This window comes from Pseudomonas anatoliensis (assembly GCF_017976235.1).
Classification (GTDB): domain Bacteria; phylum Pseudomonadota; class Gammaproteobacteria; order Pseudomonadales; family Pseudomonadaceae; genus Aquipseudomonas; species Aquipseudomonas anatoliensis.
In genome coordinates, this window is the sequence record NZ_JACVHC010000005.1 from 80,174 (window position 1) to 93,545 (window position 13,372).

A 13,372-nucleotide genomic window follows, 5' to 3' on the forward strand; every position below is an offset into this window, starting at 1 on the left:
TCCGCCGCCGCGCGTCGTTATACTCTGGCATCAACCTAAGAAGGGATTTCGCCGTGCGCTGGCTCAGGATTGCCATAAGCTTCACCGTCACGTTGCTGACCTTGCTCTGCATGCTCCCGGCCCAGGCCTCGCAAGGCAGTGGCTGGTCGGTATTGCTCGACGATCAGGGCAATCTGCAACTGAGCGACATCCGCTCAGCCCGTTACACCAATCAATTCAGCCCCATCGACCTTGACCGCCTCACCGCGGCCCAGCCCGAGGGAGCATTGTGGCTGCGTTTCAGGCTCGCGCCCGGCAAGCACGAACAAGTGCTGCGGATCTTCGCCCCGGACCTTTCACACCTCAATCTGTACGTGCTCGACGGCGACCAGTTGATCGAGCAACGCAACACCGGCACCGACCAGCCCCAGGCTGAACGGCCGCTACCGAGCAGCGACTTCATGCTGCCCCTGCCGCAAAGTGGCAAGCCTCTCGACGTCTACGTGCGGCTGGTTTCCGACCATCAGTTGCGCCCGCACATCACCCTGCAATCGGCGGTCATGAGCGCAGCCGACCAGAACCAGACACTGATCTTCGGCCTGTTGTTCGGCTGCCTCGCCATGCTGTTGCTGCACAATCTCGTGCGTTACGCCTACTCCCGTTCACGCAGCAGCCTGTGGCTCGCGGTCTGCGAGGGTCTGTTGGGGCTCAGCCTGTTGCTGTTGCTCAACCTCGCCGGCCCCTGGCTGCCGAACTGGCATGCGATCCAGACGCCAGGGGCTTATCTCGCGTTGCTGCTGACCGCTCCGGCCGGTCTGATGTTTGCCCTGCGCTTCTTCGCCCCGCTGGGCCCGCATCCGCTGAACAAACTGTTGCTGGGCGACATTCTGTTCATCGTGACTTGTAGCTTGTTGCTGTTGTTCGTCAACACCTTGCCACTGAACATCATCACTTACGCGCTGGTAGCACTCGCCGGCCTGAGCATGTTGTTTGTCGCGTCCTATCACTGGCAGAAGGGCTACCGCCCGGCGCGGTTGTTCGTGGCCGCCATGGTGGTGTTCAACATCGGTACGCTGATCATTCTTCCGGCATTGCTGGGCCTGACCTTGGTCGCGCCGCAAGGCCTGATCATGACGTTGATGGTGTTTATCTGCATCAGCGGACTGTTGATGAGCATTGCGCTGGGCGAGCGTCAACGCAGCATCACCGAAAGCCGCTTCAGCATCAGTCGCGACCTCGCCGCAAGCAACGCCGAGATCAACGCCAAGGCCGAGTTCCTCGCCAAGATCAGCCACGAGATCCGCACGCCGATGAACGGCGTGCTGGGCATGACCGAGTTGCTGCTCGGCACGCCGTTGTCGGTCAAACAGCGCGATTACGTGCAGACCATCCACAGCGCCGGCAACGAACTGCTGACATTGATCAACGAGATCCTCGACATCTCCAAACTCGAATCCGGGCAGATCGAACTGGACGACGTGCAGTTCGATCTCAACGCCTTGATCGACGATTGTCTGAGCATCTACCGCGCCAAGGCCGAACAGCAGAACGTCGAACTGATCAGCTTTATTCAGCCGCAAGTGCCGCGGGTGATCAGCGGTGACCCGACCCGTCTGCGCCAGACCCTGCTGAGCCTGCTGGAAAACGCCCTGAAGAAAACCGACGAAGGCGAAGTGCTGATCGTCGTCGCCCTCGATGAGCGCAGCAGCAAACCACGCCTGCGCATCGCCGTGCAGGACAGCGGCCAGCCGATGGAGCAGGAAGAGCGTGACGCGCTGATGCACGCCGAGCTGCACAGCAAGCATTTCCTTTCGGCCAATCGTCTGGGAGGCAATCTGGGTCTGGTGATCGCACGGCAACTGATCCGGTTGATGCAGGGTGAATTCGGCATCAAGAGCGGCACCAATCAGGGCAGCACCTTGTGGCTGACGCTGCCGCTGGACCCGGATCGCCTTGAACACCCGACCTCCGACCTCGACAGCCCGCTGCAAGGCGCGCGGGTGCTGGTGGTCGATGACAACGACACTTGTCGCAAGGTGCTGGTGCAGCAATGCAGCGCCTGGGGCCTGAACGTCAGCGCCGTGCCGTCGGGCAAGGAAGCACTGGCGCTGCTGCGCACCAAGGCGCACCTGCGCGACTACTTCGATGTAGTGCTGCTCGATCAGAACATGCCCGGCATGACCGGCATGCAACTGGCAGCCAAGATCAAGGAAGACCCAAGCCTGAACCACGATATCCTGTTGATCATGCTCACCGGCATCAGCAACGCGCCGAGCAAGATCATCGCGCGCAACTCGGGGATCAAACGGATTCTGGCCAAACCCGTGGCCGGCTATACGCTCAAGACCACCCTGGCGGACGAACTCAACCAGCGCAACAAAGGCCAGGTGGTGTTCCAGCCGCAAGTGGTGAGCGCGGCCACGGTGGCCAAAGTACCGAGCGACTTCCGCATCCTCGTTGCCGAAGACAATACGATTTCAACCAAAGTGATTCGCGGCATGCTCGGCAAGCTCAACCTGCAACCCGACACCGCCAGCAACGGCGAAGAAGCGCTGCAAGCGATGAAAGCCCAGCGTTACGACCTGGTGTTGATGGACTGCGAGATGCCCATCCTCGACGGCTTCTCGGCAACTCAGCAATTGCGCGCGTGGGAAGTCAGCAACCAACGCATCCGCACGCCGATCGTCGCGCTGACTGCGCACATTTTAGCCGAGCACAAGGAGCGCGCACGCCAGGCCGGAATGGACGGGCACATGTCCAAACCGGTCGAGCTGTCGCAATTGCGCGAGTTGATCGAGCATTGGGTGGCCCAACGTGATCAGCACAATCGTACGGCGTCGACCTTCTGAATCGCTCAGATCTCCAGACTGCTCAGATAATTGAGCGAGCCGCTTATTACCGACTTTTTTACCTTTTCCCGAAACTGGGCGTAATAAAGGGTGTTGAATGTGATGGCGGCGATCTGTTCGACGCTGTCATGGATCAGCGTCTCGTCCTCGCCGAACAGAAATCCTGAGATCTGTCGCTTGATCCTGAACTGACGATTATAGATGCCCATCTGCACCTTGTTCAGGCCGCTCATGACGCAGGGAATTATCTGAAAGAAACCGGCATTGCCACGAATGCTCGTAGACTCGAACAGCTTGAGCGCCAATGTATTGCGCTCCATTGCCACCAGCGCACGACGCATTGGCTCGGAAAACTCCTCGCCCATGATGGTTGAAATCCGTTGCGTCGCCTGGCCGGCCATCAAGCTGTTGCGCAATGGCGTCAAGGTTTGCGGTTTCGGCACATCCCAACCGATAAACTTGAGTACCTTGCAGTAGTACTCGAACCAGTCAGCCGAAAGACCATCCTCAATTGCCGCACGCGTAGTCTTTTGTGCATAGGCGGTGCTCATGAAGATGTCTTCTCGATGTGACGCCGGCAGGCTACCGGCAAATGCCACAACGCTACCGCCCACCACCGCTGCCTGCGGTGTCATCGCAGCCGACATGATTCCACCTCCGTTGGCAGAGGCAACGTTGCAACATTGCGCGCAAGTCTGTCCCTGACTTTCAAGGCAGTCGCGGCACGCACAGGGCCGTAAAGCTGTTCAATAAGGTTTGCACACGCGTGATGCACGTGAACCAAACCGTGCAGATCATCAGCTTGATACGACTGTTGGAATGGATTGGGGCTCAATACCTGTCGAGTTTTGAACTCGACATACGCGCTGGTAATCGAGTTGGGGGATTTCGCGACTATCACCAGTAAACGTACATCCATCAAAGGCTCTGGAACTGCGGTCGGCTTGGGCTCAACCAATGGTTGCATGTGACTGCGCAGCAGTTGGAGTGCCGGCTCTTTGTCTGGCAACCTTGCAACTCGCGCCAGAACCGCGGCGGTTGTATGGGCGTCACCCAACGCGCCGTAAGTCAACATGGCGGTAAACACATCGGGCACGAGTCCTTCTGCGTTGTAACTGAACTCCCATGTCTGATTCGACTTTTTTTGTCGTAACCAGTAGGCATCGAGAACTTCCATACAGGCGTCATACCAGACTATCTCAGGAGTTTTTTCAATCTTTTTATTAGCCACCAGTTGTGCAAGCAATATCGAATTGATCAGATCATCGTAAGCCGCCGCACCATCAACTTCAGGCACAAGTACAATGGAATTTCCCACCACCATCGTCAAATATTCATCGACCATGTCCACCCCTCCTGAATATAAAAAAGGGCAGCCGACTCCGACCGCCCTTCCAACACTGATTAAATCTCGAACTCTTCGATTTTAGAAAGTGCATTCAGACCCAACTTAGTGCGTATATAGTCGCGAGTTGCATTGGCTGTATCAGTGTTTTTTTCAAACACGGTTTCGCCACGATACATTTTCACGTTGCGAACATCCACATCGACGAACAGCACTTTGTCCGACGTATTCCTGCGCAGGAAACGAACTGCACCGACAGCCATTAAGGGCACACCATTTACTTCGGTACAGGCTCCGGTCGAAATACCACCCACGCCGTTATTCAAAAGGTTTCGTTCATACAGCGTCAAGGCGGTCTCACGCTTGCTCAGGGCTGCAATTGCATCGGTTGCCACTTTCAACATCAATGCACTAGTCGGACCGGGCAATGCTACACCCGAGAGAACTGAACCCAGAATCTCCAGTACCAGTTTGTCCATTCGAACACTGGTACCGCCTACTTCAAGATCATTGTAATATTTCCTGATAGACGTCCAGCCCGCGGCTTCCATAACGTTACGGAAGAGAAGATACCATTCTTGACCTTGGTCTTCCCGCGGATACCGTTTGTTCGCCGCCAGGCTTGCGAAAAGAAAGGCATTTTGTGCGTCGGTTCGATTTACATCACTGAGGTTACCCGTAAAAGACAGAATACCCTCACCAACGACAGAGCCTTTATCCGGTACTACAACAGCATCTCCCGCGGCAATACCCGAGGCAAAACTTCGACTCCGAATAGCGGGCATTTCACTGACATCATATTGTTGTATTTCTTTCAAACACCTATCAACAAACGTTGGCTGCATCACTTGGTTACTCATCACGAATTCCTTATCGTTACTCAAACAAGCTCTCATGAACTTGTGAGAACAACCATAACCAGCCAAACAAAAACATACCAACCTAAAGATGTAACATAATCAACAAACAAAACAACAACCAACAACCAAACGAACAGCAACTCCAAACATATTAAAAAGACGTTACCGACAAAAACTTGAACGACTGATAGACTCCATCCCCACATTCTCCTGCCGTGAGCCAAGATCATGCTCCACGTGTTATTCAGCGTTTACCTGAAGATGCTGGTGCTCTACAGCCCGTTCTTCGTGTTGTCCTGCTTTATCAGCCTGACCCGTGGTTATTCGCGCAAGGAGCAACGCCGACTGGCGTGGAAAGTGGCGATCGCCACCCTGGTTTCCAGCGTTCTGCTGTATTTGTTCGGGCGAGTGATTTTCGACGTGTTTGGCATCACTGTGGATGCCTTCCGGATCGGCGCCGGCAGCGTGTTGTTCATATCGGCGCTGGGCATGGCGCAGGGCAAGTCGGTGGTGCAAACCGACAATGTGCAGCAGGATGTGACCATCGTGCCGTTGACCATTCCACTGACCGTCGGCCCCGGCACCATCGGCGCCTTGTTGGTGATGGGCGTCAGCCAGCCACACTGGGACGACAAACTCACCGCGATCACAAGTATCGCGCTGGCCAGCTTCACCGTCGGCGTGGTGCTGTACCTGTCGAACCGCATCGAGCGGATTCTCGGCGATCAGGGTCTGCAGATTGTCAGTCGTTTGATGGGCTTGTTCGTGTGCGCACTGGCGGCGCAGATCATCTTTACCGGGATCAAGGGTTATCTGGTGCCTTGAGTACAGACTCCCCGGCAATAACCACCCGGTAAAACGCCGCGAACGGTATCGTTCGCGGCGTTTTGCTGTCGCTCAGGGTTAACCGGCGCTCACCGGCCCTGCCGAATTCAAATCAAACGTTTTCAACAACCGCGTCGAGTGTGGCAAACCCTTTATCACCCCGCGCTTTGGCCAAAGCGCTCAGCCACTGCTGAGTCGCGAGCGTGTACAGGTGGTCGGCAACAACGATGCTGATTTGGACTGTCATGCCTGTTTCCCCCTCCTGCGGTTCAGCCGCGCGCACGATCAGACTGTGCGCATTGTCCGGATCGCTGAACACCAGTTGCCCATCAACCTGCGACATCACCAAGCGTTCATTGTTGGCCAGGTCCAGAACCAGCGTGCCCTCGCCGGCGACTTGCGTAGCGGATGGTCGGCGGCTATCGACAACGATGCAGTCCAGCCGCTGCCACGCTTCATCCGAGATTCGGTAGCTCGACGTAAACGCACCGAAAGCCAGAACCAACGTGGTGACCCCGTCCGGCAGCATCGCCACGAGATCGTTGACCTCACCACTCGCTTCAAGCGACAGCACCTCACCGTCGCGGTGTGCGTAACTGTCCGGCAGCCAGATGTTCGTCGCCGCTCCACGACTGAAGATCAAGCCGTCCACAGGATCGAACAGCAGTGCCACCGACTCACCGAGAGTACCCAGCAACTCAGCCCACTGCCCATCCGCGCGGCCGCCAACTTCGAACAGCCGATCCAGTTTCGGCACGTAATAGGTGTAGCGCTCCTCATGCGCTTTGATTGGCAGGAAGGGCGCATGGTTCTCCCTGCTCAAAAGTGCTCGCAAGCGCTCCTGCAACTGCTCGGGATGTTGCCCGGCTGTGTCCGACCATGTGTTTTCGAAACTGACAATACGTGCAGGCTGATGATCGAACAGCTCCAGGTTGACACCTTCGTGGGATTGTCCGAGCAGGCCTTCGCCGTCCATCAGCACTTGGGCAAATGACCATTGCGACCAGACTTTTTCCGCGCGTGGCAAATGCTCTGGATGCAACAGACGACTGCCATCGGCAAACACCCGGCGCAAACCTTCCATCTGCATCAGGGGCTGGCGATAGAGTCGCCCCCAGCCATCCAGCAGCCACGCGGCCTGTTTGTCAGGCGTCAGTCCAACCAGATCCAACTCCCTGGCACCCGTGATATTGGCCAGCAAGACCTTGCCGTCGATACACCACATCGCCAGTGAATGTTCGCTGCTGACATCGCCAGGCCCAATGATCGAAAACGGCGCAGCTTTCCACGTTTCAGCAAGTGCCGGTAAAGCGGCGAGCCAATCCGTATGCTTGCGCAACCAGTGCTTCCCGACACCGACAAAATTCATCACACCTTGCTTGTCGACCTCGAACAACAGGCCGTCTTCTCGAGTGGCGATGTAACGCTGGCCGAATTTGCTGACATCGATGACGTCACTGGCGATGACTTGCGCGGCATCCGTCTCTGCACCACGTTGCAGTAGCCCGGCGCTTTTACTGTAGAACAACGGGAGATCGCCCAGACCTTCATCCCAGACCAGCATCACCGTATCCAGATCGAGGCCACTGGCGCGGCTTAAATGTAAATACAGACCATCGGCCAGACGAATCCAGCCCAGATCTCGAACCGCTTGCTGGACATGACTGCGTATCTGCACAAATTGGGCAGGTCCCCAAATCGCCACACTCGGCGCCATGCCGGAGAGGCTATCGGAGTAGTCACGCGGCGTTTTGAAGCGATCAACCAATGAACGCCAGTAATTCACCGACCGGCGCGGCGTGTAATCGCCCCAGGCAGCCGAAGTGTCGATGCACTCAAGCACTGTCGCGGACTCAGTCAGAATGTATTCAAAACCGGTCTCCACGCCGCTGACAACTTCAAGCATCGTTTGCCGCACCCGAATGCCGCCGGCAGTCTGTTCACAACCGACAATCCTTGAGCCACAGGCGGGATTCATCAGCCGATAGCGACGGTTGACGGTGCCGGTGATCGCGTCGACGCGCCAGACCGTTGCATGCTCGGGGTGATAGAACCAGGCGTGCCTTGTGTCGAGTGCCGCCAGCATCACGCCGTCATTGACTGCCTCGGGCAGGTTGCGCGCATAGAACGTCTGGGCGTTCGCCACGTCATAGTAAGCGGTGACGAACACCGGTTGATTAGCCTCGTTCAGCGGCACCTTGAACTTGTACAACGGCACATAAGCGGTGGCGACGCGTTGCTCTGCTACCAGCCTTCGAATCCGCTCCTTCACCTCTGCCTGCGAAGTTTCTCTGCCAGCCGTAATGTTCCATGTCGACAAGGTGGCCAGCATAACCGGATGCTGCAGCGTGATTGATACCAGCACCAGCCGCGCGGTTTTCCAGTCGAGGCGGAACAATTCACCGTTGGCCAGTTCGATGAAGTCCACATGACCTTCAATGGGAATTCCGTCGACGTTAAGCGTCACGCCGTTAAAGCGAATGCTTTTTTCGGCAGCCCACGCTGCATGAAGTATCCACTGCGTCGCTGCGTAATTGCGCAGGGAAACCGCAACGAGCCCCGGCGTCAGCCAGAGCTGACGGATGCCGGGAGAACGGCTGACGATCTCGTAAGAAATGCACTGTTTCCATTCCTTCGGCAACTGCGGGACTACCAACTGACGGACATGCTCATCCAGTTGCACTTCTATGTTCGTCGGTTTATGGGTCGGGATAAGTTTGTAGAGGATGTGTTTTAGCGATGGAGTGCTGTACAGGTAAAACCGTTGGTTACCTTGTTTGTCATACTCCAACTTGTAAGCCGCACTGTTGCGTAATTGAGGATAGCGGGTATAGATGCCATCGTTGTAGCTGTCGGCAATCGCTTCAATGGCCACAGCAAGAGGCGAAAGGTATGAATACCACTGTGGCCCGGGGGCCTCACTCGCGGCACGCGGCGCAACCACCTCTCCTGGCTTGGGCACGTACTTGTGCCCCGTGCCCCCCAGTTGATACTCGTATCCGTAAAAGCAGACAGGCGTACACGGCAGCACGACCGTATGGCGATCGCTGGCTCGGCCCTTGTCGAGCGTCATGACTTCGGGCAGCTCCAATGCCTCACGAATGTTGATGGCGCGGTGCATATGCTTTGCGGCAGCGGTGTAATGCGGCAACTCCAGAGGGCCGCCCACCCATGGGTAAAAACTCTGGCTGTTGAACCGGACTTGATTATCTTGCAGATCAAGGCCTGTGATGACCGCCTCGGCCGGGAACTGCAGAACCCCGTTTTCGAGCGTATAGGCGCCGGGAGTGTAGGCATTCTGGATATCGCGCAGATGATTGCCGACGGCGGTAGCCTTGTCCCGGATCTGCCCCAGATTGCTGGCGATGGCCGTCACGCCGATGCCGATACCGAGCAAGGGGACAGAGAGAATAGCCGCTGCTCCGCCAACGACGCCGCCCGCGGCCAGCGCGACGATATCCAGCCCCAGCGCTGCGACGTTGAACGCCAGCGATGTGGAAAACCGCGAACGCTGTTCATGGTTTTCGGCAATCGACAGGTTGTAAATGTCGAAGCCGATATTGGCGAGGGAGAATACAAAGCCGACGCCAGTGGCAGCACGACCGACCAACCGTCCCGATACAGGGGCCTGTCGCAGTGCCTGTTCAGCGGCAGACACCTGTTGCACCAGCCGGGCAATCTGCACCGCGTCGCTGACCACACCAAAACCCAGTTGTGCATAGTTCACATACACCTGAACCTGAAGGGCAATCGCCAATGCCGGCATCTGTCCTTCGCCGTCCTGGTAATCACGTTGGCGCATTTCAGTGATCAGCGTCTGAATCGCGAAGGCGAAACTCAAGCGACTCCCGCCGTCGGCTTCCCCCGCATGGGTGGCCTCACCGGCCAGGGTTTTCACCAGACGCTGAAGGTGTTGTTTGATCTTGCTGAACCGCGCGTCGGTGGTCGAGACCTTGAGGCTGTTCTGCGGGTGGCGTGCGTCGGCCATGGTCAGCGAGTAACCCGCATCCGGCGTTTTTTCGACGGTGTCCAGCAACGGCAGGTATTCAGGTCCCAGTTTATGCTCGGCGCGCAAAAGGTCGGTGGCCTGGGCAAACTCCTGCGTCCAGTAGCGAGCGTCCAGCTGCGCCAGACCAGCGCCCATTCGAGCGTTTTCATTCACCGAGCGGGTGCGCTCTACTGAATATTTTTCCCAGATTGAAACACCTTGAGCATCGGCAATCGCCTCACTTTGCAGAAAGCTGTCGAGCCGCAGATTGGAAGAAAGCACGGTGCTGGCTATCTTCGTGGTATCCAATTCGATTACGTTGAATTGTGCTTTGGCAATGTCGTCCAGACCGTAAAGCCTGGCCATCGCGCTCTTTCCGGCGCTCAAGTAGAGCGCCATACCCAAGGTCAGTTCTGGCGCTGCGGCGAAACTGAAAATCGCAAAGTTGGGGTCATAAAAGCGCAAGACCGGCGTATCGCCCTGCATGACTTTGGCCACCAACAGCGCATGATTGCCGGTATCGAGCAGCATCACGGCGGGCGCCGTTTTCGCTTGCAGCATCTGCACGATACCCTCCAGCCCGAGCAGGCCGCGCGCGCTTCCATGCTCGGTGATGGGCGTTTGATGCAGCTCATCCAGTGCCAGCAGCAAGGCCCGTGAATCAGCGTCATCCGGTGTCTTGCCGGCGTTGGCCACACGCCCGATCAGTGCACGCTCGGCCGACTCGCCCTGTGCCAGTGCCGACGCAGTCAGCAGCGCCAGCGGATAGCAGCGCCGACCCGGATCGCCTGCAGTGTTCATCAGTAAATCCTGCGGCATCTGCCGGCTGGAAATGGCACCTGCCTTGAAAAACAGATCACGCACCTGCCCGCCGCGCTTGAGGATTTGCGCGTGATATTCACGTCGCGCGGTGCGGTTGATCTGCTCAACGCGCTCACGCCAGCTGTTGAGCGTCAACGGTTCGGTCAGGGCAAACACCTTGAGCTCGCGCGAAGTGTGGCTGTCAGGCTGGCCACCCGGCGCCGGGGCGGTTTCGTTGACCGCTGGCTGACGCTGGCGCACGGCATTCTCGATGGCGTTGTAGCGAGCGAACAGACCGTCTTGCGTGGTTGCGTGCGCGATATCCGATACTTGCTGCCAAACACTGGCGAACCCGGCGGCGTCCAGGCTTGTAGCGCCGAAAATACCGCCCAGTATCACGCGCAGCATCGGGCTCAGGTGGTCAGGTTTGAGTGAGCCGTGGGCGACGTGGGTGAACAGTTCGTTCAGGTTGCTGGTGGACTCGACGCCAAGGGACGTCGGGATCTGGCTGTCGGGTTGCGCGATGATCTGTTGACGGGTATCAAAATCAAGGGCGAAGGCTGTGTCGAAGGTGAAATCACCGCTCAACTTCTCCTTCATGACGCGAATGAATGGCTCGCCCAAATCATTCATCAACTGCTGCAATACTGAAGTCAACAACACCGGTTTGCCTTCAATCACCGGCCAGCCTTGCTTGAACGTCAGCGTGTGTTCTTTCAGCAGGTCCGCCAACTGGCCGGCGTAACGCGACTTGAGTTTGCCGGTTTGCCATTTTTCCACTTCTTTTATTAACCAGTCCTCCTCGGTACCGTTTACCGTCCAGCCGCTGACGAGTTCCTCTTCGGTATATGTGTTGTAGCCCTGCGTCAACTTCAGTTTGTCGCGCACGGCCAGCCATTGAGCAAGTTGCAGATGTGTGGCCGCGTACTTACCGAGCCCTGCACTGGCAGCACTCGGACCGCTCAATACAATCGTGCCGCGCGATTCGGGACGAATCCCGTCTGAGTAATACTGAAGAATCGCCAGTTCCAGCCGGGGCAGATACAACTCATCCGCATGCGACAGTGCGATGACTCGTGCGGCTTTTTCTTCCATTACATCGGCGATGACTTTATTCAGCCGTGCTTTCTCTCCCCATCCCGCGCCTGCTGCATCCATCCGCCGTTCGACTTCGGTGAGACAGTCGTAGTTGACCCGTATGACTTCCATGATGGAGCGGGTCATACCACTACCAGGATGGGCCAACATATGCGCATTCATTTCCCCCCTTGAAGGATCGCTGTGCGCAGTCCCCAAGCGAATCGCTTGCCGTGAAACCCTCTTGTCCCGTGGCGCAACAAAAATATCCAGAGCGCGCGGTTTGCTGCGCGCAAATGTGGTCAACGCCTCTACATGCCGGGCAGGAATTTGTCCGCCGATGCCTTCGTAACGAAGCGCATCGCGACCCGGCATCAACGCCTCGTTGTGATCCAGTAAAAGTTTAAGAACCGCAAATCGCTGCTCTCCATTGAAACCACTGATATCCACGCCACCCAATTTGTCGGCCAACGGTGGCAAGTAATCCATGTCACTGTAACGGCCACCCTCGAGGTGCACGGCCTGCAAACGCACCACATCACTGGCCGCCGCAAAGTTGCCGCGCATGGCCACTTCGCGCTGATAGACATCCTGTAAAAAGTGTCCGGCGAACGCCTGACGTACGTCGCGCAAATCCAGATCCGATCCCGCCATGGCCTGATGCGAAGCCAGACACTTTTGGCGAAAGGCCTCAAGCGTCGCGCGATCCTTGCCATACGCCCGCACCATCAGGTCAATACGGGCCTCATCCGCCCTGCCGCGCCATTGCGGTTGTTCGATGTACGCGAACATCTGGTGCTTCAACACGCGCGCGCGATCCTCGATCATGCGTGCCAGTTCGCCGGGTTTCCCGGCCAGAGCGCCTCCCGACTCCATCGCATCAATACGTGCGCTGTCGAGAATCACCCGATTCATTTCAAAAGCAAGCAAAGCGTCGCTGTCGTACCAGAGATTGAACCGGTACTGCTCAGGCTTGAGCACTTCGCGCCAGATATTCATGTAATCACGCTGAATCGCACCAACTTCACTGCCGCCCACCCAAACGAAGTGCATGATGTTCGGTACGGGTGTTGCCGCTCCGGAAAGGATCTCCACCGTCGCCGAAAGTCTCGCAATATATTCGGTCAACCCGCCTTGAATCCGATTGATCGCCACAGGTGCGGACGGTTTACTGCGTTTTAGCAGTGATCCCAGTTTCTCCTGAAACAACTTCACCGCCAGCAGTTTTTCGGCAGGATCAACGGTGTTACTGGCAACTTCATGATGCGCAGTCAGCGCCGCGTATTCCGCAGACGCGGCAAACTCGAACAACGCCAGTTGCAGTATCGAAAAATCTTCAGTCGAAATAAATCCGCCCTTGCTTACATGACTTTCCATAGCCCCCATATGCATTTATCCTTGAGTCAATAGTTAAAACGTCAAACAAAACTATTGTTTAAACAGGGCGCACTCAAACAAGAAAGAAACTCAATCGGTGTCACGCGAAACATCGAACAACATTCAAAGTGCACAAGCGCATGATCCAGCAACACGTTCAGCTTTGATTTTTTCACCTGCAAACGCACAAGGCCGCGAACCCGAATGGGTCGCGGCCTTGTTTTTGTTATCGCACTTTAAGTGCGAAAGGATTAACTCCATGTCACGCCAA

The 13,372-nt window shown here is 56.8% G+C and carries 6 protein-coding genes; 2 read left to right on the forward strand and 4 right to left on the reverse strand.

Annotated elements, in window-relative coordinates:
* Positions 1–53 precede the first annotated feature (53 nt).
* Positions 54–2,828: a hybrid sensor histidine kinase/response regulator gene (locus ICA16_RS17340; RefSeq protein ID WP_210701123.1), complete on the forward strand. Its 2,775-nt coding sequence runs from the start codon at positions 54–56 to the stop codon at positions 2,826–2,828.
* A gap of 5 nt (positions 2,829–2,833) precedes the next feature.
* Here ICA16_RS17340 and ICA16_RS17345 read toward each other — a convergent pair whose 3' ends face one another.
* Genes ICA16_RS17345 through ICA16_RS17355 form a run of 3 tightly spaced genes read right to left on the reverse strand, consistent with a single transcriptional unit; the run spans position 2,834 to position 5,033 of the window.
* Positions 2,834–3,475, reverse strand: a complete 642-nt coding sequence (locus ICA16_RS17345; RefSeq protein WP_210701124.1) for a hypothetical protein — start codon at positions 3,473–3,475, stop codon at positions 2,834–2,836.
* The gene (locus ICA16_RS17350) at positions 3,460–4,173 is read right to left on the reverse strand and encodes a hypothetical protein (RefSeq protein ID WP_210701125.1); all 714 of its coding nucleotides are present in this window, start codon (positions 4,171–4,173) and stop codon (positions 3,460–3,462) included. The genes ICA16_RS17345 and ICA16_RS17350 overlap by 16 nt, the downstream gene beginning before the upstream one ends.
* Before the next feature lie 59 nt (positions 4,174–4,232).
* A complete protein-coding gene (locus ICA16_RS17355; protein WP_210701126.1) occupies positions 4,233–5,033 on the reverse strand; it encodes a hypothetical protein in 801 nt (266 codons plus the stop codon).
* Positions 5,034–5,261: 228 nt separating this feature from the next.
* On the opposite strand from ICA16_RS17355, the gene ICA16_RS17360 reads away from it, so the two are divergent.
* Positions 5,262–5,858: a MarC family protein gene (locus ICA16_RS17360; protein WP_150617957.1), complete on the forward strand. Its 597-nt coding sequence runs from the start codon at positions 5,262–5,264 to the stop codon at positions 5,856–5,858.
* A 112-nt stretch (positions 5,859–5,970) separates the two neighbouring features.
* Here the strand turns inward: ICA16_RS17360 and ICA16_RS17365 are convergent, their stop codons facing one another.
* A complete protein-coding gene (locus tag ICA16_RS17365; protein ID WP_210701127.1) occupies positions 5,971–13,110 on the reverse strand; it encodes a TcdA/TcdB pore-forming domain-containing protein in 7,140 nt (2,379 codons plus the stop codon).
* Between the last annotated feature and the right edge of the window lie 262 nt (positions 13,111–13,372).